This window comes from Burkholderia sp. E168m22, from assembly GCF_001319805.1.
GTDB classification, from domain to species: Bacteria; Pseudomonadota; Gammaproteobacteria; order Burkholderiales; family Burkholderiaceae; genus Burkholderia; species Burkholderia orbicola.
Window position 1 is genome coordinate 97,606 of sequence record NZ_BBSK01000022.1, and the last position, 25,095, is coordinate 122,700.

General features: G+C 67.5%; 25 protein-coding genes. 7 read left to right on the forward strand and 18 right to left on the reverse strand.

What is annotated here, in order from left to right; all coding sequences use genetic code 11:
- Positions 1 to 161 precede the first annotated feature (161 nt).
- Positions 162 to 332 carry a hypothetical protein gene (locus tag AP428_RS37125; RefSeq protein ID WP_166488141.1) on the reverse strand — a complete coding sequence of 57 codons (171 nt, stop codon included), beginning with the start codon at positions 330 to 332 and terminating at the stop codon, positions 162 to 164.
- 15 nt (positions 333 to 347) lie between these two features.
- Here AP428_RS37125 and lysM point away from each other — a divergent pair, with 15 nt between their 5' ends.
- The gene (lysM, locus tag AP428_RS06970; RefSeq protein WP_006478617.1) at positions 348 to 818 is read left to right on the forward strand and encodes a peptidoglycan-binding protein LysM; all 471 of its coding nucleotides are present in this window, start codon (positions 348 to 350) and stop codon (positions 816 to 818) included.
- Positions 819 to 908: 90 nt separating this feature from the next.
- On the opposite strand, the gene AP428_RS06975 is transcribed toward lysM, so the two are convergent.
- A complete protein-coding gene (locus AP428_RS06975) occupies positions 909 to 1,931 on the reverse strand; it encodes an asparaginase (protein WP_027807607.1) in 1,023 nt (340 codons plus the stop codon).
- Positions 1,932 to 2,201: 270 nt separating this feature from the next.
- Here AP428_RS06975 and AP428_RS06980 point away from each other — a divergent pair, with 270 nt between their 5' ends.
- From AP428_RS06980 to AP428_RS06990, 3 genes are all read left to right on the forward strand, one after another.
- Positions 2,202 to 2,492: a PsiF family protein gene (locus tag AP428_RS06980; protein ID WP_011549641.1), complete on the forward strand. Its 291-nt coding sequence runs from the start codon at positions 2,202 to 2,204 to the stop codon at positions 2,490 to 2,492.
- Positions 2,493 to 2,773: 281 nt separating this feature from the next.
- Positions 2,774 to 3,223, forward strand: coding sequence for a membrane protein (locus AP428_RS06985; protein ID WP_012328676.1), 450 nt, complete (start codon positions 2,774 to 2,776; stop codon positions 3,221 to 3,223).
- 249 nt (positions 3,224 to 3,472) lie between these two features.
- A complete protein-coding gene (locus AP428_RS06990) occupies positions 3,473 to 4,060 on the forward strand; it encodes a YSC84-related protein (RefSeq protein ID WP_006478613.1) in 588 nt (195 codons plus the stop codon).
- A 106-nt stretch (positions 4,061 to 4,166) separates the two neighbouring features.
- On the opposite strand, the gene AP428_RS06995 is transcribed toward AP428_RS06990, so the two are convergent.
- The 9 genes from AP428_RS06995 to mltG form a co-directional block, all read right to left on the reverse strand.
- Complete coding sequence (locus AP428_RS06995) at positions 4,167 to 5,231, reverse strand: glycosyltransferase family 4 protein (protein WP_023475621.1); 1,065 nt, start codon at positions 5,229 to 5,231, stop codon at positions 4,167 to 4,169.
- A 283-nt stretch (positions 5,232 to 5,514) separates the two neighbouring features.
- Entirely contained in the window at positions 5,515 to 6,690 is a 1,176-nt protein-coding gene (locus AP428_RS07000) for an AAA family ATPase (protein WP_054927901.1), read from the reverse strand.
- A 41-nt stretch (positions 6,691 to 6,731) separates the two neighbouring features.
- Positions 6,732 to 7,904, reverse strand: a complete 1,173-nt coding sequence (locus tag AP428_RS07005; RefSeq protein WP_006478610.1) for a mechanosensitive ion channel family protein — start codon at positions 7,902 to 7,904, stop codon at positions 6,732 to 6,734.
- Positions 7,905 to 7,993: 89 nt separating this feature from the next.
- Entirely contained in the window at positions 7,994 to 8,350 is a 357-nt protein-coding gene (locus AP428_RS07010) for a Rap1a/Tai family immunity protein (RefSeq protein ID WP_011549636.1), read from the reverse strand.
- Positions 8,351 to 8,471: 121 nt separating this feature from the next.
- Positions 8,472 to 9,182, reverse strand: a complete 711-nt coding sequence (locus AP428_RS07015; RefSeq protein ID WP_006478608.1) for an ankyrin repeat domain-containing protein — start codon at positions 9,180 to 9,182, stop codon at positions 8,472 to 8,474.
- A 43-nt stretch (positions 9,183 to 9,225) separates the two neighbouring features.
- A complete protein-coding gene (locus tag AP428_RS07020) occupies positions 9,226 to 10,005 on the reverse strand; it encodes a TatD family hydrolase (RefSeq protein ID WP_006478607.1) in 780 nt (259 codons plus the stop codon).
- A 141-nt stretch (positions 10,006 to 10,146) separates the two neighbouring features.
- Positions 10,147 to 11,175 carry a DNA polymerase III subunit delta' gene (locus AP428_RS07025; protein ID WP_054927902.1) on the reverse strand — a complete coding sequence of 343 codons (1,029 nt, stop codon included), beginning with the start codon at positions 11,173 to 11,175 and terminating at the stop codon, positions 10,147 to 10,149.
- A 19-nt stretch (positions 11,176 to 11,194) separates the two neighbouring features.
- Positions 11,195 to 11,815 carry a dTMP kinase gene (gene tmk / locus AP428_RS07030; RefSeq protein WP_006478605.1) on the reverse strand — a complete coding sequence of 207 codons (621 nt, stop codon included), beginning with the start codon at positions 11,813 to 11,815 and terminating at the stop codon, positions 11,195 to 11,197.
- Complete coding sequence (gene mltG / locus AP428_RS07035; RefSeq protein ID WP_011549633.1) at positions 11,815 to 12,834, reverse strand: endolytic transglycosylase MltG; 1,020 nt, start codon at positions 12,832 to 12,834, stop codon at positions 11,815 to 11,817. Before mltG ends, tmk begins: the two co-directional genes overlap by 1 nt.
- A 77-nt stretch (positions 12,835 to 12,911) precedes the next feature.
- On the opposite strand from mltG, the gene AP428_RS07040 reads away from it, so the two are divergent.
- Positions 12,912 to 13,946, forward strand: coding sequence for a folate-binding protein YgfZ (locus AP428_RS07040; RefSeq protein WP_054927903.1), 1,035 nt, complete (start codon positions 12,912 to 12,914; stop codon positions 13,944 to 13,946).
- Positions 13,947 to 14,022: 76 nt separating this feature from the next.
- Complete coding sequence (locus AP428_RS07045; RefSeq protein WP_012328681.1) at positions 14,023 to 14,868, forward strand: NRDE family protein; 846 nt, start codon at positions 14,023 to 14,025, stop codon at positions 14,866 to 14,868.
- A 16-nt stretch (positions 14,869 to 14,884) separates the two neighbouring features.
- Here AP428_RS07045 and AP428_RS07050 read toward each other — a convergent pair whose 3' ends face one another.
- The 5 genes from AP428_RS07050 to AP428_RS07070 form a co-directional block, all read right to left on the reverse strand.
- Positions 14,885 to 15,331, reverse strand: coding sequence for a GNAT family N-acetyltransferase (locus tag AP428_RS07050; protein WP_011549631.1), 447 nt, complete (start codon positions 15,329 to 15,331; stop codon positions 14,885 to 14,887).
- Between the two features lie 41 nt (positions 15,332 to 15,372).
- Entirely contained in the window at positions 15,373 to 16,332 is a 960-nt protein-coding gene (locus AP428_RS07055; protein ID WP_054927904.1) for an alpha/beta hydrolase, read from the reverse strand.
- 166 nt (positions 16,333 to 16,498) lie between these two features.
- Positions 16,499 to 16,978 carry a PaaI family thioesterase gene (locus AP428_RS07060; protein ID WP_006483907.1) on the reverse strand — a complete coding sequence of 160 codons (480 nt, stop codon included), beginning with the start codon at positions 16,976 to 16,978 and terminating at the stop codon, positions 16,499 to 16,501.
- The gene (locus AP428_RS07065) at positions 16,975 to 17,289 is read right to left on the reverse strand and encodes a Dabb family protein (protein WP_054927905.1); all 315 of its coding nucleotides are present in this window, start codon (positions 17,287 to 17,289) and stop codon (positions 16,975 to 16,977) included. Before AP428_RS07065 ends, AP428_RS07060 begins: the two co-directional genes overlap by 4 nt.
- A 312-nt stretch (positions 17,290 to 17,601) precedes the next feature.
- Positions 17,602 to 19,080: a sensor domain-containing diguanylate cyclase gene (locus AP428_RS07070; RefSeq protein ID WP_011549628.1), complete on the reverse strand. Its 1,479-nt coding sequence runs from the start codon at positions 19,078 to 19,080 to the stop codon at positions 17,602 to 17,604.
- Positions 19,081 to 19,983: 903 nt separating this feature from the next.
- On the opposite strand from AP428_RS07070, the gene AP428_RS07075 reads away from it, so the two are divergent.
- Positions 19,984 to 22,125, forward strand: coding sequence for a hypothetical protein (locus AP428_RS07075; protein WP_054927906.1), 2,142 nt, complete (start codon positions 19,984 to 19,986; stop codon positions 22,123 to 22,125).
- A 92-nt stretch (positions 22,126 to 22,217) separates the two neighbouring features.
- On the opposite strand, the gene AP428_RS07080 is transcribed toward AP428_RS07075, so the two are convergent.
- Entirely contained in the window at positions 22,218 to 23,618 is a 1,401-nt protein-coding gene (locus tag AP428_RS07080) for a sensor domain-containing diguanylate cyclase (RefSeq protein WP_006478595.1), read from the reverse strand.
- A gap of 262 nt (positions 23,619 to 23,880) precedes the next feature.
- Entirely contained in the window at positions 23,881 to 25,059 is a 1,179-nt protein-coding gene (locus AP428_RS07085; protein ID WP_054927907.1) for an acetyl-CoA C-acyltransferase, read from the reverse strand.
- Positions 25,060 to 25,095: the final 36 nt, after the last annotated feature.

Consider the following 25,095-nt stretch of genomic DNA (forward strand, 5'->3'; position numbering starts at 1 on the left):
GCGCCCCGCCCCGCATCGCCAACGGCATGCGGGACGGGGCGAAAAACGCCGCTCTGGGCTGAGAGCGGCGTGGTGGGGTCCGCAGCGGCACCCGGCGGCGCCGGGGAAGCCTTGGTCGGTCAGACGTCGTCGTCGGGTGTCCGCCTGTCGGATTTCGCGTATTACATTTCTTTACGTTCGAGCGTGCGATTTTTCATGCAATCGTCGCGTTGAACGCCTACACTTTCGCCACGCCTTTCGAGAAAACCGCCGCGCTTGCGCGCCCCTTCCGGGGTCCGCACCCAGCGCGGTGTTTTTTTCGCCACTTCACGGCGCGTTTTCTTTTCAACCACCTAAGGAGTGCAACGATGGGTCTTCTTTCGTTTATTAAAGAGGCGGGTGAAAAACTGCTGGGTCACGCCGATGCGCAAGCAGCGGAAGATCCGAATGCCGCGAACCAGACTGCGGCCGACGCAATCAAGAATTACATCAGCTCGCAAGGTCTCGATACGTCGAACCTGACCGTCGCGTTCGACGGCGCATCGCGCACCGTCACGCTGTCGGGCAGCGTCGCCGATCTCGACACGAAGGCGAAGGTCAAGGTCGCGGCCGGCAACGTGCAGGGTGTCGCGGGCGTCAACGATGACGATCTGCAGCCGGACGATCCGGAAGTGCAGTACCACGACGTGAAGCCGGGCGACACGCTGTCGGCGATCGCCAAGGAAGTGTACGGCGATGCGAACAAGTATCCGGTGATCTTCGAAGCGAACAAGCCGATGCTGTCGAGCCCGGACCGGATCTACCCGGGCCAGAAGCTCGTGATTCCGCCGCAGTCCTGAGCATTCGCGCAGCACTGACGCAAAAATGGCAGGCCATTGGCCTGCCATTTTTTTATGCGCGCCGTGTGCCGCCCGAGCGGCGGCCACCCGTTACAGCGTGTCGAATGCGCGCTGCAGTGCGTCTCGATCGTGCATGCCGTTCGCGAGCGCGAGCATCAGCAACACGCGCGCCTTGAACGGGTGCAGCGAGCCCGCGCTCACGAAACCGAGCGCATCGTCGCTCGCGGCGCCGTTGCGCATCACGTGCCCCGAACCGACGCGCGACGCACGAACCACCGCCACGCCCGCGTTCACCGCATCGGCGAGCGCCGTCTGCAGCGTCGCATGGATCGATCCGTTGCCGGTGCCCGCGACGACGAGGCCGCGCACGCCGGCCGCGACGAGCGCGTCGACGGCCGTGCGCGTCACGCCCGCATAGCTCGCGACGACTTCGACCGGCGGCCAGGTCGGCGCGATCGCCAGCTGCGTGTCGCGCGTGCGCGTGACACGACGGGCGAATTCGACGCGGCCGTCCTGCACCCAGCCGAGTGCGCCGAGCTCCGGCGACTGGAACGCGTCGACCGCATAGGTGCTCGTCTTCACGACGTCGCGCGCGCCGTGGATCCGGTTGTTGAACGCGACCAGCACGCCCTGCCCGCGCGCGGCCGGATGGGCGGCCACCGTCACCGCGTTCAGCAGGTTCAGCGGGCCGTCGGACGACAGCGCGGTCGCCGGCCGCATCGCGGCCGTCAGCACGACCGGCTTGTCGCCCCGGACGACCAGATGCAGTGCATACGCGGTTTCCTCGAGCGTATCGGTGCCGTGGGTGATCACGATGCCGTCGATCGCCGGGTCGGCCATCAACGCGTCGATCCGCGCGGCGAGCGTGTTCCACAGCGGCAGCGCGAGATCCTTGCTGTCGATGCTGGCGACCTGCTCCGCATCGATGCGCGCGACCGACGCGAGCGCCGGCACGGCGTCGACCAGGAAATTGACGCCGAGCGCGCCGGCCTGGTAGCCGGCCGTGCTGGCCGCGTCGGGCGCGGCGCCGGCGATCGTGCCGCCGGTGGCGAGTACGGCGATGCGCGGCAGCGCCGGCGCGGACGAAGGGGATGCGGTGTTCGGTGTATTCATGGCCGCGATTGTAATGGCTCGCGGCCGGCGTCCGGTAGGTCCGGCGCGAACGCGCGCGGCGCGACCCCGTGTCATGGTTTGTCCCGATCGCCGGCGCGTGCACGCCGTCAACGGCCATGCCGCCCACTGCGTTATAGAAATGCCGTTTTGGTGTTTTCACATTGATTTGCCATAATCGGAGCGCGCGGCGCGATGCGACCCTGTTCACGTCGCGCCGGGCTTCGTGACGGCGTCGATATAAAACGCAATTCACCCCATGGGAGTGTCGAAATGAAAATCCAATCGCTCGTAGCCGCAGTGCTTCTCGGCGGCATGCTGGCTTCCCCCGCATTCGCGGCGAACAGCCAGCAGGACAAGATGAAGGCCTGTAACACCCAGGCAGCCGGCAAGACGGGCGACGAACGCAAGGCGTTCATGAAGGACTGCCTGTCGGCGAAGCCCGCGAAGGCGATGACGCAGCAGGAAAAGATGAAGGCGTGCAACACGCAGGCCACCGGCAAGAAGGGTGACGATCGCAAGGCGTTCATGAAGAGCTGCCTGAGCAACCAGCCGGCCGCCTGAGTTCGGCGCTCCCGCCTCGAATGCCGCGCCCCGCTTCGGCGGGCGCGGCATTTTCGTTTTCGTTGCACGCGCATCGACACGCGCGTGCCAGCCGCATGCCCGCCCGCATGCCCGCCTTTTCCCGCCCCGTTTTTCCGGCCCGCCGCTCCGGTGCCGCCACATGGTGCGGCAATTCGCCGCGTTTTCTTCTATGATGGCTGCAACGCGGCCCACCCAAGACCAAGAAGCGCCATCGGGCCGCCCTCGAGACGGACGCGCACGCGCGTCAAACGGAGGCTTGGATGGCATGGAGACAACACCGCTGGTTCCGCCGCTGGCTGATCGTGATCGTGTTCTGGGCGGTGCCCGTCGCGATCATCGCCGTGCGCGAGATCCGCGAGGAAATGGCCTACAACAAGGCGGACCTGCAACTCGCGCTGACCACCTGGCAGCTCACCGACGCGCAACAGGCCGCCGGCGCCGCCGCGAAGTGCCACGGGGATCCTGACGAGGCGCGCGCGGCCGGCTGTCCGGCCGACGTGCTCGCCGCCAACGCGCCGCGCCAGCAGGCGGCCCGCGACGAATACGTGGTGCGCCGCAATACGCTCGCCGGCTATCTGTGGCATGCGTTCGTCGGCTACTGGGTCGTCCCGGCCGCGTTCCTGTTCGCATGCGGCGTCGTGATCGCGCTGATCCGCCGCGCGCTGCGCCGCCCGCCGATCAAGCCCCCCGTTCCCCCCGTCACACACTGACACCGACGCACGCCGCAGGCGCCGCCGCCCGCTGCTCGAGCGCCGCGTTCCCCGCACGCCGACCACGCGCCACGCGCGCCTGGCGCGTGCGCGACATTTCATCCGTTGGCGCGCCGCGACACCCTCGCGCGATTTGACGCTTTTTCACGCGCCAACGAAAAGAGCCCCTGATCCGCTGTGATATAACTGCCGACGTGATCCGCTCCCTGAGCGAGACTCACTCCGAACATCATCCGATGGAGAACAACGATGCAAAAACGGAATCTTGTGCTGAAAGCCGCCGCTGCGCTCATCGTCGGTAGCCTCGCGCTCACCGGTTGCACCACCACGCCGGACAAGCCGGACAACGCCGCGACCAACGCGTCGAAGCGTCAGTCGATCGACGCGAGCGTCGACGCCACGCTGTCGCGCATGTACTCCACCGTCAAGGGTTCGCGCGAGCTCGTCGCGAAATCGCGCGGCGTGCTGGTCTTCCCCGAAGTGCTCCAGGCCGGCTTCATCGTCGGCGGCCAGTCGGGCAACGGCGCGCTGCGCGTCGGCGGCAGCACGGTCGGCTACTACAACACGTCGTCGCTGTCGGTCGGCCTGCAGGCCGGTGCGCAGTCGAAGGCGATCGTGTTCCTGTTCATGACGCAGCAGGCGCTCGACGAATTCCGCGGCTCGGACGGCTGGGCCGCCGGCGCCGGCGCATCGGTCGCGCTCGTGAAGATGGGCGCGAACGGCGCGGTCGACTCCAACACGGCCACCGCGCCGATCCAGGTCGTCGTGCTGACCAACGCCGGCCTGATGGGCGACGTGTCGATCAACGGCACGAAGGTCACGAAGCTCAAGATCTGACGTCGACGCACTGCCCGCGCGCGCTGAGCGCGGACCATGCGCAAACGGCGATGTCCTTGCGGGCATCGCCGTTTTTTTTATCCGCCGCCCTTCTGCATCGGGACGATCAGGTCGTCGAATCGATCACCTTGAAGCGCGAGCGCTTCTGCGCGCGGATCACCGACTGGTACACGTCGACGTACTGCTGCGCCATCCGGCGCGACGTGAAGCGCTCCTCGAAGCGCTGCCGCACGCGCGCCCGTGGCAGCAGGTGCAGCCGGTTCACGGCGGCCACCGCGCTGATTTCATCCTCGACGATAAACCCCGACACGCCCTCGTCCACCACTTCGGGCACCGCGCCGCGGTTGAACGCGATCACCGGCGTGCCGCACGACATCGCCTCGATCATCACCAGGCCGAACGGCTCCGGCCAGTCGATCGGAAACAGCAGCGCATGCGCGCCCGACAGGAATTCGGCCTTCTCGTGATCGGCGATCTCGCCGATGTATTCGACGTGCGGCAACGCGAAAAGCGGCTTGATCTCGCGGTCGAAGTATTCCTGGTCGGCCGCGTCGATCTTCGCGGCGATCCGGATCGGCAGCCCGCACTGGCGGGCGATGCGGATCGCGGTATCGACGCGTTTTTCCGGCGAGATGCGGCCGAGGAACGCGAGATAGCGCGGCTCGACGGGCTGGGGCATGTACAGCGTATCGGGCAGCCCGTGATAGACGGTCGTCAGCCATTTGGCCTGCGGCAACGGCTGACGCTGCGCATTGGAAATCGAGATCACCGGCGCCGTATTGAACGTGTCGAACACCGGTTGCTGCTCGGGCAGGTCGAGCCGGCCGTGCAGCGTCGTCACGTAAGGCGTTTCCTGCCGGTTGAAGACCGAGAACGAGTAGTAGTCCATGTGGAAATGGAGCACGTCGAAATCCTTCGCGCGGCGCGCGACCGTCTCCATCAGCAGCATGTGCGGCGCGACCCGGTCGCGGATCGACGAATCGAGCCGCAGCGCGCGCGGCCACACGGGTTCGAGCTTCGCCCGCGTCGTCGAATCGCCGCTCGCGAACAGCGTCACGTCGTGGCCGAGGTCGACGAGCGCCTCGGTGATGTAGGACACGACGCGCTCCGTGCCGCCGTACAGCTTCGGGGGCACGGATTCGGTCAGCGGGGCGATCTGGGCAATTCTCATGGTCCACGTCTCCTGTGTCCTGTCCGTTGCGGCACGGCGGCGGAGGACTCGCTCATGCGAGCCCGCCCTGCGTCCATGCAGCGCCGGCCGGCATGGCACCCGCCGGATATCTCATTATTATTCGCGATCCCGATGAGCGGAACCGCAGGTCTTTCATTTTTTGGGGGTTGTTACAGACCGGATACATTCGGCCGATCGAGCGCGGACGCCTCGTCTCGCGCCCGGCCGGCCCCATTCGGCGCCGCTTGGCGCCGAATGGGGCCTCGAGCACGCAATCAGGCGGTCAACGCGACGGCCACTTCCAGGGCGGCAGGTCGCGTGAATCGGCATCGACGAGCGCGGTCGCGCCGAGCTGCTTGTCGAGCACCAGCGATTCGCAGCCGGCCTCGCGCTCGAGCGTCGCGATGAGCCGCGCCGCGTGCGACACGACCAGCACCTGCGAACGCCGGGCGGCCTGCGCGATCAGGCGGCCGAGCGCCGGCAGCAGATCGGGATGCAGGCTCGTCTCCGGTTCGTTCAGCACCATCAGCGCCGGCGGCCGCGGCGTCAGCAGCGCGGCCGCGAGCAGCAGGTAGCGCAGCGTGCCGTCCGACAGCTCGGCCGCCGCCAGCGGCCGCAGCAGCCCCGGCTGGCGCATCGATACGTCGAAGCGGCCGCGGCCGCCCGGGTTGTCGATCTCGACCGACGCGCCGGGAAACGCGTCGTCGATCGCCGCGTCGAGCGCCGCCGCGTCGCCGATTTCGCGGATCGTCTGCAGCGCGGCGGCCAGGTCGGCCCCGTCGTCCGCGAGCACCGGCGTATGCGTGCCGATGTGCGACTGGCGCGCCGGCGCCTGCGCATCGGTCCGGAAATGGTCGTAGAAGCGCCACGAGCGAATCCGTTCGCGCACCGCGATCATCTCGGGTGCGCCGGTCGGATCGGCGAACTCGGTCATCATGCTGTCGAAGCTCGCGACCGGCTGCGGAATCGTCCGCCAGTCGCCCGACGCGGTACGCGCACGGATCTGCGCGCCCTGCCGGTCGACCAGCAGCGTGGACGGGCGCAGCAACGCGCCGCCCCAGATGCATTCGCGCTTGACCACCGGATCGAGCGCGAACTGTGAGCGGCTCGGCAGCGGCAGGCCGAGATCGATCGCATAGCCGAAATCGTCGCACGCGAAGCCGAGCTTCAGGCTCACCGGCCCCTTGCGCACGGTGCCCGTCACCGGCACGTCGCCCGCCAGCATCGCGCGCGAGAAGCGCTCGGGGCCGGCCCACAACGTCGACGGCAAGCCGCCCTCGCGTGCGAGCGACGGGATCACGCGGCCCTGCGCGGTGTCGGCGAGCAGCCGCAGCGCGCGATACACGCTCGACTTGCCGCTGCCGTTCGGCCCCGTCACGACGTTGAGCGCCGCGAGCGGCACGATCAGCTCGCGCAGCGAGCGGTAATTGGCGATGGCGAGCGTCTTCAGCGCGGTCATGACAATGGGAAACAGGGAATGGCGCAGGCGCCGAGCCGCGTTCAGCGGCCGTCGACGGCCTGCGGGTCGGCTGCGGTGTTGGCCGCCGTGCTGGCGGCGGGCGACCGCGCGTGCGGCCGTTCGGGATTCGGTGCGTCCGGCGCGGATTCGTGCGGATACAGTTCCATCCGGCTGCGCGGCAGGCATTGCGGATAGCGGTGCTGCAGATATGCGATCAACCCTTCGCGCACGCGGCAGCGCAGATCCCAGCACGACGACGAATCGGCCGCGCTGACGAGCGCGCGCAACTGCATCGTACGCTCCGTCGCATCGGTCACCTGCAGCACCTGCACGCGACCGTCCCACTCGGGCGCGGCGTGGACGAGCCGCGCGAGTTCCTCGCGCAGCGGCGCAAGCGGCGTGCGGTAGTCGACCGACAGGTAGACGGTGCCGATGATCTCCGCGCTGCTGCGCGTCCAGTTCGTGAACGGGTTCTCGATGATCCACTGCAGCGGCACGACGAGGCGCCGCTGGTCCCACAGCCGCACCGACACGAACGAGCCGGTGATTTCCTCGATGCGCCCCCACTCGCCCTGGATCACGACCACGTCGTCGAGCCGGATCGGCTGCGTGAGCGCGATCTGCAACCCGGCAATCAGGTTGCCGAGCACCGGCCGCGCGGCGATACCGGCGACCAGCCCTGCCACACCGGCCGATGCCAGCAGGCTCGCGCCGACCTGGCGCACGTTGGGGAACGTCATCAGCGCGGCGCCGGTGCCGATGATCACGATCAGCACCATCACGGTCCGCACGAGCACCTTGGCCTGTGTATGGACACGCCGTGCCTGAAGGTTGTCGGCCGTGTCGATCGGATGGGCCTGGATGATCGCGTCGCCGACGCCGGCCGCGAGCCGTACCAGCAGCCACGTGAGCGACACGATCGAGCCGACCGCGGCCGCGGTGCGCATGCCGCGCACGAACGACATGCCGTCGTCCGCCTGGACCCACACGAATTCGAGCGCCAGCAGCGCCAGCACGACGAGCGACGGCTTGTCGATGTAGCGCAGGATCGCGCTCATCAGCGGATACGGCTGCGCGATGCGCTTGACGATACGTGCGCCGAGGCGGTGCACGACCGCGACGACCAGTATGACGATGACTGACACACCCAGCGTGCCGAGCCACGAATGCAACGGCGCATCGGCGATGCGCTGCAGTTCCTCGATTGAAATCATCGGCGCCCTCGAGTGATGAAGCGCACAGGCTTCGTCCTGGATGCGTCGGCGACGTCCGGGCCATGCACGCGCCCGGACACGGCGTCAGATCAGTTGCCGTTCCTGCAGGGAAACGCCTTGCCGAGACCGAGCGACACCGCGGTGCTCGCGTTGTAGTCGGCCAGCTTCGGATTCTCGGCGATGTACTTGCGCACCGCGTCCGTCATCTGTTGCGCCCGGATGTCGGGCGGCAGGCAGAAGTACTGGCCGACGCGCGGCCCCGTGGTGCCGCCGATCGCATCGATCGTGTTGTAGACGCCGTCGGCGGCGCCTTCGATATAGGCCGCGCACGACGCCCGCGACTTGACGTCCGTCTTCGCGCACAGCCGGTCGAGATCCGCGCCCGTGAAAGCCGCCGCCGACAACGGCACGGCAAACGCCGCGGCACAAAACATTGCGCGCAACATGGTGTTCCTTCTTATGTCAATGCGGCCCGAGACCGCCCGCTGCCCTGGCTGGTGCGGCGCCGAATGCCCGGCGCCGGCCGGAAGCCGGCCCGGCGGACAGGCGCCGCCGCACCAAAAAACGTTATTTTGCACTCTTTTGCGCATCTGCCGGCGTCGCCGCACCGATACGCGTCGTCCGCTTGCTCAGGATCTCGATCGCGTCCGGCGCGTTGTAGTGCTTCGCGAACTCGAGCGCGGTGATGCCGAGCTGGTTCTTCACCTGCGGATCGGCGCCCTGGTCGAGCAGCAGCGTGACCGTCGACGCATGGTTGCCGCGCGCGGCCATCATCAGCGGCGTCGTGCCGTTCGGCGATGCGGTGTCGATATACGCGTCGTGGTCGAGCAGCACCTTGACGACCGCGTCCTGGCCGTTGGTCGCCGCGTAATGCAGCGGCGCCCAGCCCTTCTTGCTGACTTCCGCGCCCTTGTCGATCAGCAGCTTGACGAGCCCGAGGTCGCCGTTCAGCGACGCGAGCATCAGCGCGTTTTCGCCGGCCTTGTCTTCCTTCTCGAGATCGACGTTCGGCGTCGTGGCGATCGCGGCCGCGACCTTGTCGGATTTCTCGCGGGCGGCGATCACGAGGATCGGGTCGCCGTTCGGCGCGAGCGTGTTCGGATCGAGCTTGCCGCTCTTGAGCTGCTTGCCGATATCGGCGATGTCGTCGAACTTGACGGCCTTGACGATCGCGTCGAGCGACTCGGCGTGCGCGCCGGCGGCGGCGAACAGCCCGCTCGCGACGAATGCGGCGGCAACGAGTGCGCGTTTGGGCAGATGGTTGGTCGGCTTCGTCATTGTTGTGGGCTCCTTCCCTGGGTTGTCGGCTGCGCGCCCGTCGTTAGCGGGCGATCTTGAACAGCCGGAAAAAGTTCTGCGTCGTCGCATCGGCGAGCGCCTCGACGGCGACACCGCGCTCAGATGCGATAAAGCGTCCGACATGGCTGACGTACGCAGGTTCATTCGGCTTGCCGCGATACGGCACCGGCGCGAGGTACGGCGAGTCGGTCTCGATCAGCAGCCGGTCGAGCGGCACGCGCCGCGCGACGTCCTGCACGTCGGTCGCGTTCTTGAACGTGACGATGCCCGACAGCGAGATATGGAAGTTCTGCGCGAGCGCCTGCTCGGCGACCGGCCACGGCTCGGTGAAGCAGTGCATCACGCCGCCCGGCACGTCCGCGCGCTCCTCGGCCATGATCCGCAGCGTGTCTTCCGACGACGAACGCGTGTGGATGATCAGCGGCTTCATCGTCGCGGTCGCCGCGCGAATGTGCGTGCGAAAACGTTCGCGCTGCCATTCCATGTCGGCGATCGAGCGCCCTTCGAGGCGATAGTAGTCGAGGCCGGTTTCGCCGATCGCGACGACCTTCGGGTGCGCGGCCAGCTCGACCAGCTCCGCGAGCGTCGGCTCGCGCATGTCCTCGTGATCGGGATGCACGCCGACCGATGCGTACACGTTGTCGTGCGCTTCGGCGATCGCAAGCACCTCGGGCAGCGTCTCGAGATCGACAGACACGCACAGCGCATGCGTGACGTCGTGCTCGCGCATGTTCTCGAGAACGGCCGGCAGGCGGTCGGCCAGGCCCTTGAAATTGATGTGGCAGTGAGAGTCGACGAACATCGTGTTTCCTGAATACGTGAGACGGGCGCTCATGCGCCCGCCGGCATGCGGCACCGGGCAAGGTGGGCGGGCCGGCCGGCCACGGTCGCGCCCCCGCGTGATCCGTTCATCGTTTCGCAACCCATCGGAAACAATGCAGGATCAAGCGAATATTTCCCGATATCCGAGAAATAATTCCTCGAATACGAGCCGCGCGTTGAGCGGATGGTTCTCGACCGTCCGCTGCCGCGTCACGGCTTTCATGAAGCGCGCGAATGCGTTCGCGTCGACCGCTTCCGCGCAGCGCGCCAGGGCCGCCGCGTGCGTCGGGAAGTAGCGCGGTGCGCCGGCCATCCGCTGCGCGAGCAGATCGTACAGCCAGCGCTGCAGCCAGCCGAGCACCAGCGGCACCGGCAGCTTCTGCAGCGTCTCGCCGCAGGCGAACGGATCGCAGGCCGCACCGGCGGCCAGTTGCCCGAGCGTGTAGTCGCGCAGCGGGCGGTTCTCGTCGCTCGCGAGCGCCAGCGCGGCGAGCGGCGCGCCGCCGGCTTCGGCGAGCAGCGCGCTGGCGTGGTCGACGCCCTGCGCCGCGAGCCACGCGGCGGCGGCCTCCGGCGCCGGCACCGTCATCGGCCACTGGCGGCAACGGCTGATGATCGTCGGCAACAGGCGGTCGATGCGCGCCGACACGAGCAGGAACACGACGCCGGGCGGCGGCTCCTCCAGCGTTTTCAGCAGCGCGTTCGATGCAGCGACGTTGAGCGCCTCGGCCGGATACAGCACGACGACGCGCGCGCCGCCGCGGTGCGAACCGACCCCGCAGAAGTCGAGCAGCGCGCGCACCTGCTCGATCTTGATTTCCTTGCTCGGCGCACGGGTCTTCTTGCCGCCTTCGTCCGCGTCGGCCGGCTTCGCGTCGTCCGCCGCGCCCGGCGCCTCGCCCGCCAGCGCCTCGGGCAGCACGATCCGGTAATCGGGATGGTTGCCCTGCGAGAACCAGTTGCAGGCCGCGCAGGTGCCGCACGGCTCGCCGTTCGGCTGCGGCGATTCGCACAGGAAACCCTGCGCGAGATGCTGCGCGAACTGCAGCTTGCCGATCCCGGCCTGGCCGTGCAGCAGCAGCGCATGCGGCCATTGCGCACGCAGTTGCTGCAGGCGGTTCCAGTCGTCGGTTTGCCACGGATAGATCATGTGGTGCGTTCCTTGCGGGTTACAGCGCGGCGAGCACGCGTTCGAGCTGCTGGCGGATCTCGGGAATCGATCGCGTCGCGTCGACGATCGCGAAGCGGTGCGGCGCCTCTTCCGCTCGCCGCAGGTATTCGGCCCGTGTACGCGAGAAGAACGCGTCGGACTCGCTTTCGAACTTGTCGGGCATGCGCGCGGCGCCGCGGCGCTCGCTCGCGACTTGCGGCGCGACGTCGAACAGCACCGTGAGGTCGGGCTGGAACCCGCCCTGCACCCAGCGCTCGAGCGTCTCGAGCTTGTCGCGCGGCAGCCCGCGGCCGCCGCCCTGGTACGCGAACGTCGCGTCGGTGAAGCGGTCGGACACGACCCAGTCGCCGCGCGCGAGCGCCGGCTCGATCACGAGCGCGAGGTGCTCGCGCCGCGCAGCGAACATCAGCAGCGCTTCCGTTTCGAGATCCATCGGCTGGTTCAGCAGGATTTCACGCAGTTTCTCGCCGAGCTGCGTGCCGCCCGGCTCGCGGGTGACGACCACTTGCCGGCCGGCCGCCGCCAGCCGGCCCTGGAGACGTTCGCAAAACCATTGCAGGTGGGTGGTCTTCCCCGCCCCGTCGATGCCTTCGAACGTGATGAATTTACCGCTCGCCATTATTGACCTCGTATGTATTTATCCACGGCCTTGTTGTGGTCGCCGAGCGTGTCCGAGAACACGCTCGTGCCGTCGCCCTTCGCGACGAAATAGAGCGCGCTCGTCGGGGCCGGATTGATCGCCGCCTGCAGCGCGGCGACACCCGGCAACGCGATCGGCGTGGGCGGCAGCCCGCGTCGGGTGTAGGTATTGTAAGGAGTGTCGGCCTGCAGGTCGCGCTTGCGCAGCCGGCCGTCGTACGCGTCGCCGAGCCCGTAGATCACCGACGGATCGGTCTGCAGCGGCATGCCGATGCGCAGCCGGTTCGCGAACACGGCCGCGACGAACGCGCGGTCGGCCGCGTGGCCGGTTTCCTTCTCGACGATCGACGCGATCGTCAGCATTTCGTAAGGCGTCTTGTACGGCAGCCCCGGCGTGCGCGCGGCCCACGCCTCGTCGATGCGCGTCTGCATCAGGCGGTATGCCCGCCGGTAGATGTTCAGGTCGCTCGTGCCCTTGTCGAACAGGTAGGTATCGGGGAAGAACAGCCCCTCGCCGCTGCCGCGCTGCACGGCGCCGTCCGACGCGCCGATCGCGCGCAGCAGCTCGGCGTCGCTCATGCCGGCCGTCGCGTGCGCCAGATCGGGGTTCGCGTCGAGCTCGGCGCGCATCCGCTTGAAGGTCCAGCCCTCGATGACCGTCGCGACGTACTCGTTCACGTCGCCGCGCGCGATCTTCTGCAGCACGTCGTACGGCGTGATGCCGGTCTTGAATTCGTAGTTGCCCGACTTGAGCCGGCTCGACAGCCCGAGCACGCGCGTCATCGCGACGAACGCGAACGGCTCGACCGGCACGCCGCCGCGCTTGAGCTGCAGCGCGACGCTCTTCACGCTGCTGCGCGGCTTGATCGTGACGTCGAGCGATGCCGAGCCCAGCAACAGCGGCCGGGTTGCCCAGTAATACCCGCCGCCCGCACCGGCAGCGGCCACGACGACGGCCAGCGCCACGATCGTCGCGGCGCATTTCTTCAGTAGGGACATGGAAACGTGACTCAGGTAAGACCCATATAATACTTGCTCGCCTCCGTCAAAGTCAGGGTTGACTGTTCCCTCATTCCATGAGCACACCGTTCGCTTCACCGGCTGCCCAGGCCGCATCTGCCTCGCTCCCCGTTTTCCCCCGCCCGTCCGCCGCCGATTTCGATGCGCCGGCCGCCTGCATGCCGCTGCCGCAATTCGGCGTGATCGACGTGGCCGGCGACGATGCTGCGACGTTCCTGCATAGCCAGCTCACCAACGACATCGAGCATCTCGATGCCGGCAGCGCCCGGCTGTCCGGGTACTGCTCGCCGAAGGGCCGCCTGCTCGCGTCGTTCCTCACGTGGCGCGCCGGCCACGATGTGCGCCTGCTCGTATCGAAGGACGTGCAGCCGGCCGTGCAGAAGCGGCTGTCGATGTTCGTGCTGCGCGCGAAGGCGAAGCTGACGGACGCGAGCGACACGCTCGCGGTGGTCGGCTTCGCGGGCGACGTGCGCGACGCGCTGTCCAGCATCTTCGATGCGCTGCCCGACGGCGTGCACGTGAAGGTCGACGGCCCGGCCGGCGCGCTGATCCGCGTGCCCGATGCGGCTGGCCGCAAGCGCTATCTGTGGATCGGCCCGCGCGCCGAGGTCGACGCGCGCCTCGCCGCGCTGGCCGGCACGTTGCCGGTCGTGTCGCCCGCCGTGTGGGACTGGCTCGACGTTCGCGCGGGCGAGCCGCGCATCACGCAGCCGGCCGTCGAACAGTTCGTACCGCAAATGGTCAACTTCGACGTGATCGGTGCCGTTAACTTCAGGAAAGGGTGCTACCCGGGCCAGGAAGTGGTGGCGCGCAGTCAATACCGCGGCACGATCAAGCGCCGCACCGCGCTCGCGCATGTCGCAGGCGAAACCGATAACGTGCATGCCGGCGTCGAGTTGTTCCACAGCGACGACCCGGGCCAGCCGTGCGGGATGATCGTCAACGCGGCGGCCGCGCCGGCGGGCGGCGTCGACGCGCTCGTCGAGATCAAGCTCGCCGCGCTCGATGGCGGCACGGTGCACCTCGGTTCGGCCGACGGCCCGGCGCTCGCGTTCGACGCGCTGCCGTACGCGTGGCCGACCGAAGCCTGATGCACTGACAACCCGTTCGGGCGCCGGCTCGCGAGTCGCAGCCGGCGCCCGACGTTTCCTGCGAGAGATTCGCCCGATGTGTCTGATTGCCTTCGACTGGCAGCCCGATGCCGCCGCCGGTCCCGTCTTTACCCTCGTCGCGAATCGTGACGAGTTCTTTCGCCGGACCAGCGCGCCGCTCTCGTGGTGGGAGGACGTGCCGGGCGTACTCGCCGGCCGCGATCTCGAAGCGGGCGGCACGTGGCTCGGCGTATCGCGCGACGGCCGTTTCGCCGCGCTGACCAACTACCGCGCGCCGTTCGACATCCGCGCGGGCGCACCGACCCGCGGCAAGCTGGTCTCCGACTTTCTCGGCGGCACGTCCGTCGCGCCGCTCGACTATCTCGCGCAGCTCGCCGAGCATGCGGCCGTGTACAACGGCTTCAACCTGCTCGTCGGCGACTGGCGCCGGCGCGAGCTCGCGTGGTTCTGCAACCGCGCCCCCGAGGGCGAAAGCCGTGTCGCCGCGCCCGTGGCGATCGCGCCGGGCGTGCATGCGCTGTCGAATGCACGGCTCGATACGCCCTGGCCGAAAGTGGTGCGCAAGCGCGCGGAGCTCGGCACGCTGCTGACCGACAATCCGACCCCGTCGCTCGACGAACTGATCGCGCTGCTGCGCGACCCGCACGTCGCGGACGACGATGCACTGCCGCACACGGGCATTCCGATCGAGCGCGAGCGCGCGTTGTCGGCCGCGTTCATCGAGACGCCCGAATACGGCACGCGCGGCACCACCGCGCTGCGCGTCACGATGAAGGAAGGCGTGCGGCTGACGGTCGAGGTCAAGGAGCGCAGCGACGACGACGGCTCGCACCGCACCGTCCGCCCGGGCGCATTCGAGCGCGCGTTCACGTTCGATATCGACGCGGCGCGGCCACGCTGAACGCACGCGGTGCGCGCTACGGCGCGCGCGTCATCTCGACGTGCGGCACGCCGGCTTCGACGAACGGTTCACCGACCGCCGCGAAGCCGTGCCGCAGATAGAACGACACCGCCGAATCCTGTGCGTACAGCCGCACGACGGCTTCGCCGCGGCGGCGCGCGGCGTCCAGCAGCGCATTCAGCACGGCCGACCCGACACCCTGCCCGCGCATGTCGGCCAGCACCGCGACGCGGCCGATCGTGCCGGACGGCAGCAGCCGCCCCGTCGCGACCGCGCGGCGCAGCCCGGTCGCCGCGTCGGTCCGGTAAGCGACCGCATGCAGCGACAGCGGATCGTCGTCGTCGAGCTCCCATTCCGGCGGAATCTGCTGCTCGCGCACGAACACCGCGTCGCGGATGCGTGCAGCATCGCCGCCCAGTACCGTCCAGTCGCCCGTTTCCACCCCGCCCGCGCCATTCGTCATCGCCATCCTCCCGCGGCGGGTGCGCCTTCGGGCGCTCGCCGTCAAACCTCGTCGAATGCAGCCTTTAGCGCCGCGACCGCATCGGCATGCGCGGCCCGCACCTCCGGCACGTAGCCGCCCATCTTGAAGAATTCGTGGATCATCCCCGGATAGCAGACCAGCGTGACCGCGTTGCCGGCCGCGCGCAACTTGTCCGCGTATGCGGCACCCTCGTCGCTCAGCGGATCGTATTCGGCCGTCGCGATCCAAGCCGGCGCGACGCCCGCGAACGACGGCGCATCGCGCGTGCCGTCGAGCGGCGCGAAACGCCAGTCGTCGCGATCAGCCCGATCACGCACGTACTGCGTGAAGAACCACTGGATCGTGTCTTGCGTCAGCAGGTAGCCGCTGGCGAGCCGCGCGTGCGATTCGGTGTCCTGGTGACCCGTCACGCCCGGATAGATCAACAGTTGCAGCGCAAGACGAATGCCCGCGTCGCGCGCGAGCACCGCGCAGACCGTCGCGAGCGTCCCGCCCGCACTGTCGCCGCCGACCGCCAGCCGCGCGGCGTCGATACCGAACGTGGCGGCTTCGCGATGCAGCCACTGCAATGCGTCGTCCGCGTCGGTCACCGCGGTCGGAAACCTGTGTTCGGGCGCGAGCCGGTAGCCGACCGACAGCACCGCGCATTGCGCATCGTGCGCGAACATCCGGCACAGTGCATCGTGCGTGTCGACGCTGCCGACCGTGAAGCCGCCGCCGTGGTAGTACACGAGCGCGGGCAGCGGCTCCGCCAGGCTCGGCGCGACCGGCAAGTAGAGCCGCGCGCCGATCGTGCGGCCGTCGCGCGTCGGCACGACGCATTCCTCCACCGAATGCATCGGCGCCGGCGCGACGTCGAGGATCGGCGCGCTCTTCTCGTATGCGGCGCGGGCCTGCTGCGGCGTCTGATGGTGATACGACGGACGTTTCGCGCGCTCGATCATGTCGAGCACCTGGGCGATCTTCGGATTCAGCGGCATCGGTGTGGACGGCGCCGGCGTGGCACCGTGAACGGACAAAGCGGACAAGCGTGACATGATGCCACGCGGGGGCCGGACCGGCGGCGCACGGTGTGCCGGCATCCGGGCTGCAAAACGAAACGGCCCTGCCTCATCGAAGAGACAGGGCCGTGCATGGCGGGAGCGTTTACGCGTCGCTCGGGCCGGGCTGCGCGTCCGGCGCCGTGCGCGAGCGTTGCCGCTTGATGTCGCGGCCGACCGCGAGCCGCCGCATGTATTTGAAGGTACCGAGCGCCTTCGCGACGAAATTGCCGTCGCTGTCGCGCACTTCGCCTTCGCAGTAGGCCATCGTCGTCGAGCGGTGCATCACGCGCCCGTAAGCGCGCAGCTCGCCGCGGCCCGGCTGCATGAAGTTCACCTTCATCTCGACCGTGACGACACCGACGCCGTCGTCGGTCAGGCTGCGCGCCGCCATCGCAAGCGCGATATCGGCGAGCGTCATCGTCACGCCGCCGTGCGCGATGCTCCACGTGTTCATGTGGCGCTCCTCGAGCGGCAGCACGATCTCGCTCGCACCATCCTTCGCGGACACGAGTTGCACGCCGAGCAGATCGACGAACGGGCTTTCGATCGACGGGCCTTCCGTCGGGGTTGCCGCGTCGCTCATCGTGCGACGTCGACGATGTAGTCGACGCATTCGCGCGATTCGGCCACCGCGACGACGAATTTCTTCACTTCCTGGTGAACCGGATGCACCTGGTATGCGTCGAGCGCGGCCTTGTCGGTGAAATCGGAGACGAGCACGATGTCGGCGGTCGCGTCGAGGCCCGGCGTCGCCAGGCCGACGTCGATCTGCAGGGTGCCCGGCACGAGATCGCGGCAGCCTTCGAGCTTTTCCTTCAGCTTCAGCACGTTCTGCGCACGCGTCGCGCCTTCGGCCGATTCCTTCAACTTCCACATGACGATATGTCTGATCACTTCGGTTGCTCCTGTTCGTGTTGGGTCGGCGATTGGCCTGAACCCTTGCCAGTCGGGCACCTTGCGCCCGCCTGCCGTTCGCTCTCGTTCGCTCGGAATCGCACCCGGTCGAAAAAAGCGGGCATCGTTTGAAATCTTCCGGGACGATACCCGCTTTTTTCACCATGCCACTTACCGACATCAAGATCCGACAAGCGAAGGCAGGCAACAAGCCTACCAAACTTACCGACGGCAATGGACTGTTCTTGAGGTGCGTCCGTCGGGTTCGGTCACCGCTGGCACGCGTCTGACGGCACGCACGATGCAGCCCCCTCACTCCGCCGGCTGCAACGCGGCGACCTTGTTCCGACCAGTCGCCTTCGCGTAGTACAGCGCCTCATCAGCCGCCTTGATCACGGCATCAGGCTGCCCTTCCTGATCGGGCGTCCAGCTCGCCAGGCCAATGCTCGCGGTAACACGCCCGTATTCGCTGCCAGCGTGCTCGAGGGCCAACTCGTCGATGGCCGCACGAATCCGCTCGGCGATCTGCGCCGCGCCGGTTTGCGACGTGTCGGGGAGCAACACGACGAACTCCTCCCCGCCATAACGAGCCGCCGTATCGGCCGGCCGGCGAATGTTCTCGCCGATGCACCGCGCGACCGCCGCCAACGCATCGTCCCCGGCCTGATGACCGTACGTGTCGTTGTAAGCCTTGAACCGGTCCACATCCACGAACAGCAGCGAGAAAACGGAACGCGCACGCCGGGCGCGACGCCACTCGTTGTCCAGTACCTCGCCAAAGCTGCGGCGATTGCTCAGGCCGGTGAGACCGTCCGTCCGGGCGAGCAGCACGAGTTCCGACTCGGCTCGCATACGGCGCCGCAGCTGCGAACCGAGCAGCAGCGACAGCGCGATGAACGCCACCCCGAACGTCGCGACCAGTCCGCCGATCGTGATCGCACGTTGCCGCCAGGCGGCGTAAATGTCCTGCTCGGCCTCCGCGACCATGATGATCAGCGGCAGTTTCGGCAAATGCTTGAAGTAGTAGAGGCGGCGCACGCCGTCGATCGACGAGGTTTCAGAGAAGGAGCCCTCTCGCGCGGTCTGGAAACGCCGGAACGTTGCGGCCTTGCTGAGGTCGCGGCCGATGGTATGCACATCGTACGGCTGACGCATCACCATCTTGCCGTCTTCGCCGATCAGCGAAATCGAGCCATGTTTGCCAAGCGAAAGCCCGGCGAAGAGCTGATGAAAATATTCAAGATTGACCGCAATAACGGCAATGCCGCCAAACGATCCATCGGGGTTCGAAATCCGCCGCGTAAGCGCGATACTGAGCATGCCTCCCCGCAAACGGGATACGAATGGGTCACTGACATAGAGTCCGACGTTCGGATTGTCGCGGTGGATCGTGAAGTATCGGCGATCGGCGAAATTGCCCTTGCGCGGCTCGTCATAGCCCGAATCCAGGACGATATTGCCGCCTGCATCCATCACGAGCATCGAACCGAGAAATTCCGCGGTCATCGCGTGATCGAACAGCACGGCACGGCGCAAGCTGGGCGAAGCGTCCATCACATCGCGGCGCTGCAACCCATGGATGACGGCCTGCAAAGACAGGTCGTACAACTCGAAATTGCGTTCGATGTCGCGCTCGGCGACAAGTCCGAGGTTGCGTGACGTTTCCCTTGCACGCTCCATCGCGTCGTCGCGGCTCTGCAAGAGTTGCAGCACGCATAGCGCCATGAGCGCGCACGCGATCATGGAAGCAATTGCCACGATGACGTAAGGGGCAGTCCGACGGGGGTGCATGGGTCTCCTCACTGGGAATGAGCGCCCCTCCCGCCGAGCGCAGATTGCTCATACTAAATCAGTTGGGCCGATATTCGCGCTCACTGCGATTGGAAGGGCTCCGCCGTGCGCGATTATAAATACCGAGTGCGAGAAATTGCCCGCTCGTAGCGGGCTTCGGGCGACGGATCGGCCACGAACGAGCCGCGCGAGCTTCGCGTTCTCTTCGGCAAGCGGCTTCTGCCGGCGCGGCTCCGAAGGCGACGGCCCGCCGTACTGCGTCCGCCAGCGGCCGGTTTGAGATCAGACGACGACGCCTCGCACTACGGACAGACGCAGGAACACGGATTGCTGAGAAGGTCGCCCGCGCGGTTGCGGCACATGTCGGCCCGTCACGACACCGACCGACATAACGCGGCGATTCGTTTCCTGTCCGGCATCAATCGCCGGCCCGATGGAGTATTGCCGATCGTTTTGTCACCGGATATCCGGAGTGCGTTAATTCCTAATTCGTCAAATCGCAAGTTTTACCGGCGATGCGGGTAATAATTGCGACCAATTTTCCAATTCAATACGCGAAAAACAAAACATTATTGACTTCGACTTTCCCGTAAATTTAGAATCGCCTACGACGGCTTACGTATCGTTTTCCTCGCCGCTCCGGATTCGCAGCTCACCTGCGCGAAGGCCCTTCGTATCGGCCTTCCCGTAGGAAATCGACGCTCGCCCCTGTCGTTTTCAGCGTTCGGCATTTATCAGCCATTCTGTTAATTTGCCAACCTATTTTCCTTTCGAAGAAGCGCAACACCCCGATTCATTTCGATTATTCGGCAGAGTGAATACAAAGCGAGACCAAACGGACAAAAGATCCGCCGCTTAGAACATCCAGATAAAAAATCGCCAGTCATCAGGAGGGACATCAACATGCATCGCCTTGCGAAGTCGCTGTGTCTCGGGCTCGTCTGCGCCGGCCTGCTGTCGGCCTGCAACGACGACGACGTCAAGTCCACCACCCCGCCATCGAACACCGCCGCGTTGTCGTTCCGCATGGACACCGGCGGCCAGATCAACGCGTTCTACCGGCAGGACAAGGTCGCCGCGCACCTGCTGGTGCGCTCGTCGACGAAGCCGCGCCTGCTGGTGGTGTTCCCCGCCGGCAACAGCGGCACCGGGCTGTGGTTCGACGACACCGCGCAGCCGGTGAACTGGACCCTCGACACGCCGCCGTCGGCGCTGTCGGCGCCGGACACGCACGGCCGCCCGCTGTACGGCATCGGCGCCGACGTGTCGGTCGACACCGGTACGCTGACGATCCGGCAGGGCGTGCTCAGCAACGTGCGCTTCCTGCGCGACTTCAACGGCGGCGCGACGATCCCGCAGCAGATCCTCACCGCGCCGACGGTCCAGGGCAGCACCGCACAATGGCAACGCGACCGGCTCGACGGCGCGCCCGGCTATGCGCTGCGCATCACGCTGCGCGACGGCGGCAGCATCGCGCCGGCAGCGGGCGGCAAGCTCGTGCTCAACGCACCCGCGGGTTCGCACACGCTGAAGCTGCACATCGATGCGCTATCGGGCGAGACGCCGCTGTCGCCGATCACGCACGCCGACCTGTTCGCACCGTCGGTAAATCCCGACCCGGTCAGCCAGAACGTGCTCGAATTCCTGAGCTTCAACGACAAGCTGCTGGCCGGCTCGTGGCAGTACGACACGTACTTCGGCCGCGACACGCTGATCTCGGTCCGCATGCTGATGCCCGTGCTCGAACCCGCGGCGATCGAGGCCGGCCTGTCGTCGGTGCTGAGCCGCCTGTCGGCCGACGGCAAGGTCGCGCACGAGGAAGGCATCGGCGAATTCGCGCTGGTCGACAACCAGAAGAACGGGCGGCCGAACGATGCGACACCGACCTACGACTACAAGATGATCGACAGCGACTACCTGCTCGCACCGATCGCGGCCGCGTGGCTGATCGACGATGCGCGCGGCCAGGCCCGCGCCGCCGCGTATCTGGCGCAGCGCGGCAGCGACGGGCAGACCAACGGCAGCCGCCTCGTCGTCAATCTGCTGCACGTCGCGACGACCGCGCAACCGTTCGCGCAGCAGCCGTCGGTCGCGAACCTGATCCACCTGCGGCCCGGCGAAATCGTCGGCAACTGGCGCGACAGCACCGACGGTCTCGGCGGCGGCGTGTACCCGTACGACGTGAACGCGGTGCTCGTGCCGGCCGCGCTGCGCGCGGCGAACGCGTTCCTCGCCCGCGGCCTGCTCGATCCGTACCTCGATGCCCAGCAACGCGCGACGCTCGCCAACACGGCGAACCAGGCGGTCACGTGGGAAACGCAGGCGCCGCCGCTGTTCCAGGTCAGCGTGCCGGCCGCGCAGGCGGCCACCGACGTGTCGGCCTATGCGCCGTCCGCTGGCGTGCCGGCCGGCGCCGCGCCCAACGCACCGCTGGCCTTCTACGCGCTGTCGCTCGACCAGCAGGGCAACCCGATTCCGGTGATGAATTCGGACGGCGGTTTCGCGCTGCTGTTCGGTACGCCGCCGGACGATCAGCTCCAGCGGATCGTCAGTGACGTCACGCGGCCGTTCCCGACCGGGCTCGTGACGGATGTCGGGATGCTGATCGCGAACCCCGCGTATGCGAGCTCGTCGCTGTGGCCGAAGTTCACGAGCTCCGCGTATCACGGCACGGTGATCTGGTCGTGGCAGCAGGCGATGTGGGTGGCCGGGCTCGATCGGCAACTGGCGCGTCAGGACCTGTCGGCCGCGACGCGCACGCTGCTCACGCAGGCGCGGCAGACGATCTGGCAGGTGATCTCGAACGGACGCGACATGCGCACGTCGGAAATGTGGACGTGGTCCTACGTGAACGGCAAGTACCAGACCGACGCATTCGGCACGCGCAGCGCCGATGCGACCGAAGCCAACGCGGCGCAGCTCTGGAGTACGACGTATCTCGCGATCCGCGATCCGCAGCAGCGCGCGGGCAAGTACTGGTGGCAGGCGTCGCAGTCGATGCAGGACGACCAGTCGAAGCAGGCGACGGCGGTGGCGTCACGCTAGCGCGTCGCCGCGCGTGAGCAGGCCGATACCGACACCGGCCCGCGAAAGCCCCGGCGGCACTCCCGCCGCCGGGGCTTTCGGTGCAAATCCGGTTAGCGCGACACCACGCGGTTGCGCCCTTCCCGCTTCGCCTGATACAGCCGCTCGTCGACCACCCGCAGCAGCGCATCGACCGTGCTGCCGTCGACGCCGTATTGCGCGACGCCGACGCTGACCGTCACCTGCACGCGCTTGAAGTCGAGCCCGAACGGCGAACTCGAGATCGACGAACGCACGCGCTCGGCGGTCATCCGCGCGCCTTCGAGCGGCATCTCCGGCAAGAGCGCCATGAACTCCTCGCCGCCGACCCGCGCGAGCGCGCCCGCCGGCCGAATTGCCTCGAGGCACTGGCGCACGACGCCGCGCAGCACCTCGTCGCCGATCTGGTGCCCGTATGCGTCGTTGATGTTCTTGAAATTGTCGAGATCGAGCGCGAGCAGGCAGAACGGCGTGCCGTCGCGCTCGGCCCGCACGATCTCGCGCTCGACCTGCGCGATGAACTGCCGGCGGTTCGACGCGCCCGTCATCGGGTCGGTCGCGGCCATGTATTCGAGCTTCTGGTTCGTGCGCCGCAGTTCCTGCAGCGCGCTCTCGGTACGCGCCATCGATTCCGACAGCCGGCTCATCAGGTCTTCCTGGCTGTAGATCGCCGAGAACGAGCGTGTCGTCTGCAGCGCCTGCACGACGCCGTAACTGAGCAGGAAGAATCCGCCCGCGAAGATCGCATGCGCGAGCCACCACATGTGATTCCACGGCTTGCCGAGGATGAACGCGAGCGACGACAGCGCGAACGCCATGATCGACACGCCGTAGATCACCATCAGCGGCGAGCGGATGCGCCGCGCGAGCAGCAGGCACACGTTCAGCAGCGAGAACACCAGCGCGCCGCCTTCCATCGACAGCCGCGTGCCCAGCGCGCCCGCGACCGGCGAATAGGCGATGTACGCGACCGCCACGTTGACGATCAGGAAGAACACGATCCACGGCAACCACGTCCGCACGCTCGTGCGCTTGTCGAGCCGGTCGGGCGGACGCGAATACGACAGCAGGCCCGTGAGCAGCAGCGCCGACATCACGAACCGCGACGCGGGCCCGTACAGCAGGAACAGCCAGATATTGTGGTGCGCCATCCCGGTGAACGCCCCGTGCAGCGCATAGATCATCGCGAAGCCGAGAAACCCGAGCGTCAGCCAGCGCAGCAGCGGCTCGCCGGACGACCGGTAGCACACCCACGTCACGTAGGTGACGAACGCGCCTTCGAGCGTCGCCGCCGCGATCGCGATTTCATGGAAAGCGTGGTTCTCGAACACGACGCCCCGGTCGCTGAAGAACCACAGATAGGCAATCAGATAGGCGGGCAGCAACGCGAATCCGACCAGCAGGCATTTCGCGTAGAGCCTCGCGGCCGCGCTGACGACGCGCGGCGGTTCCCCGGCTGCATAGGTCGTACTCATTCGGTCCCCGGTCGGTCTGCTGCGTTGGTTCGAATCGTCTCGGCACGGATCACGCGACGCGCGATCTGGCCCATCGTGCCGAAAGGCAAATGTCAGAGCAAGTATAGGTGGGGCAATTCGTTTGACAAGTCCGGGGAAACGGCATTGCCGGGTGCATGCCTTGTGCTTCCCGGTGGTTGCGAATGGCGCGCGCGCCGCGCCGATTCGCTGCGACGGCGGGCGGTAACGCCAAAGCGCCACCGCGGCCGCCGCCGGTCAAAGATCAGAGGATTTCGAACAGGCCGGCCGCGCCCTGCCCGCCGCCGATGCACATCGTGACGACCGCGTACTTTACGCCGCGCCGCTTGCCCTCGATCAGCGCATGGCCCGTCAGGCGCGCGCCCGACACGCCATACGGATGGCCGACCGCGATCGCGCCGCCGTTGACGTTCAGGCGGTCCTCAGGGATCCCGAGCGTGTCGCGGCAGTACAGCACCTGCACCGCGAACGCCTCGTTCAGCTCCCACAGGCCGATGTCGTCGACGTTCAGCCCGGCCTGCTTCAGCAGCCTGGGTACCGCGAACACCGGGCCGATGCCCATTTCGTCCGGCTCGCAGCCGGCCACCGCGAAGCCGCGGAACGCGCCCAGCGGCTGCAGCCCTTCGCGCTGCGCGGCCTCGGCGCTCATCACCACGCATGCCGATGCGCCGTCCGAGAACTGGCTCGCATTGCCCGCGGTGATCACGCCGCCCGGCACCGCCGAACGGATCTTCGACACGCCTTCGAGCGTCGTGTCGGGGCGGATGCCTTCGTCGGCCGAGACCGTCACTTCCTGCGTGAACAGGCGGCCCGTCGCCTTGTCGGCGATGCCCGCGAGCACGGTGATCGGCACGATCTCGTCGCGAAAACGCCCGGCTTCCTGCGCGGCCGCGGCGCGCAGTTGCGACTGCACGCCGTAGGCATCCTGCCGCTCCTTCGAGATCCCGTAGCGCTTCGCGACGTTTTCCGCGGTCTGCAGCATGTTCCAGTAGATCTCGGGCTTGTGCTGGACGAGCCAGCCTTCCTGGACCATGTGCCGGTTCATCTCGTTCTGCACGCACGAGATCGACTCGACGCCGCCGGCCACATAGACCTCGCCTTCGCCCGCGATGATCCGCTGCGCGGCCAGCGCGATGGTCTGCAGCCCCGACGAACAGAAACGGTTCACCGTCATCCCCGGCACGCTGACCGGCAAGCCGGCGCGCAGCGCGATCTGCCGCGCGATGTTCGCGCCCGTCGCGCCTTCGGGGTTCGCGCAGCCCATGATCACGTCCTCGACGCGCGCCGGGTCGAGCTTCGCGCGTTCGAGCGCGGCCGCGACCACGTGGCCGCCGAGCGTCGCGCCGTGCGTCATGTTGAAGGCACCGCGCCAGGATTTCGCCAGCGGCGTGCGTGCGGTCGATACGATTACGGCTTCGGTCATGCGAGTCTCCTTCGGTCCTGCTGATTCGGATGGGAA

What these genes read in the sequence shown, in the direction of transcription:
- lysM (WP_006478617.1), top strand. Translation starts at nt 348, where the DNA reads ATGGGTCTTCTTTCGTTTATTAAAGAGGCGGGTGAAAAACTGCTGGGT.
- AP428_RS06975 (WP_027807607.1), bottom strand. Translation starts at nt 1,931, where the DNA reads ATGAATACACCGAACACCGCATCCCCTTCGTCCGCGCCGGCGCTGCCG.
- AP428_RS06980 (WP_011549641.1), top strand. Translation starts at nt 2,202, where the DNA reads ATGAAAATCCAATCGCTCGTAGCCGCAGTGCTTCTCGGCGGCATGCTG.
- AP428_RS06985 (WP_012328676.1), top strand. Translation starts at nt 2,774, where the DNA reads ATGGCATGGAGACAACACCGCTGGTTCCGCCGCTGGCTGATCGTGATC.
- AP428_RS06990 (WP_006478613.1), top strand. Translation starts at nt 3,473, where the DNA reads ATGCAAAAACGGAATCTTGTGCTGAAAGCCGCCGCTGCGCTCATCGTC.
- AP428_RS06995 (WP_023475621.1), bottom strand. Translation starts at nt 5,231, where the DNA reads ATGAGAATTGCCCAGATCGCCCCGCTGACCGAATCCGTGCCCCCGAAG.
- AP428_RS07000 (WP_054927901.1), bottom strand. Translation starts at nt 6,690, where the DNA reads ATGACCGCGCTGAAGACGCTCGCCATCGCCAATTACCGCTCGCTGCGC.
- AP428_RS07005 (WP_006478610.1), bottom strand. Translation starts at nt 7,904, where the DNA reads ATGATTTCAATCGAGGAACTGCAGCGCATCGCCGATGCGCCGTTGCAT.
- AP428_RS07010 (WP_011549636.1), bottom strand. Translation starts at nt 8,350, where the DNA reads ATGTTGCGCGCAATGTTTTGTGCCGCGGCGTTTGCCGTGCCGTTGTCG.
- AP428_RS07015 (WP_006478608.1), bottom strand. Translation starts at nt 9,182, where the DNA reads ATGACGAAGCCGACCAACCATCTGCCCAAACGCGCACTCGTTGCCGCC.
- AP428_RS07020 (WP_006478607.1), bottom strand. Translation starts at nt 10,005, where the DNA reads ATGTTCGTCGACTCTCACTGCCACATCAATTTCAAGGGCCTGGCCGAC.
- AP428_RS07025 (WP_054927902.1), bottom strand. Translation starts at nt 11,175, where the DNA reads ATGATCTATCCGTGGCAAACCGACGACTGGAACCGCCTGCAGCAACTG.
- tmk (WP_006478605.1), bottom strand. Translation starts at nt 11,815, where the DNA reads ATGGCGAGCGGTAAATTCATCACGTTCGAAGGCATCGACGGGGCGGGG.
- mltG (WP_011549633.1), bottom strand. Translation starts at nt 12,834, where the DNA reads ATGTCCCTACTGAAGAAATGCGCCGCGACGATCGTGGCGCTGGCCGTC.
- AP428_RS07040 (WP_054927903.1), top strand. Translation starts at nt 12,912, where the DNA reads ATGAGCACACCGTTCGCTTCACCGGCTGCCCAGGCCGCATCTGCCTCG.
- AP428_RS07045 (WP_012328681.1), top strand. Translation starts at nt 14,023, where the DNA reads ATGTGTCTGATTGCCTTCGACTGGCAGCCCGATGCCGCCGCCGGTCCC.
- AP428_RS07050 (WP_011549631.1), bottom strand. Translation starts at nt 15,331, where the DNA reads ATGACGAATGGCGCGGGCGGGGTGGAAACGGGCGACTGGACGGTACTG.
- AP428_RS07055 (WP_054927904.1), bottom strand. Translation starts at nt 16,332, where the DNA reads ATGCCGCTGAATCCGAAGATCGCCCAGGTGCTCGACATGATCGAGCGC.
- AP428_RS07060 (WP_006483907.1), bottom strand. Translation starts at nt 16,978, where the DNA reads ATGAGCGACGCGGCAACCCCGACGGAAGGCCCGTCGATCGAAAGCCCG.
- AP428_RS07070 (WP_011549628.1), bottom strand. Translation starts at nt 19,080, where the DNA reads ATGCACCCCCGTCGGACTGCCCCTTACGTCATCGTGGCAATTGCTTCC.
- AP428_RS07075 (WP_054927906.1), top strand. Translation starts at nt 19,984, where the DNA reads ATGCATCGCCTTGCGAAGTCGCTGTGTCTCGGGCTCGTCTGCGCCGGC.
- AP428_RS07080 (WP_006478595.1), bottom strand. Translation starts at nt 23,618, where the DNA reads ATGAGTACGACCTATGCAGCCGGGGAACCGCCGCGCGTCGTCAGCGCG.
- AP428_RS07085 (WP_054927907.1), bottom strand. Translation starts at nt 25,059, where the DNA reads ATGACCGAAGCCGTAATCGTATCGACCGCACGCACGCCGCTGGCGAAA.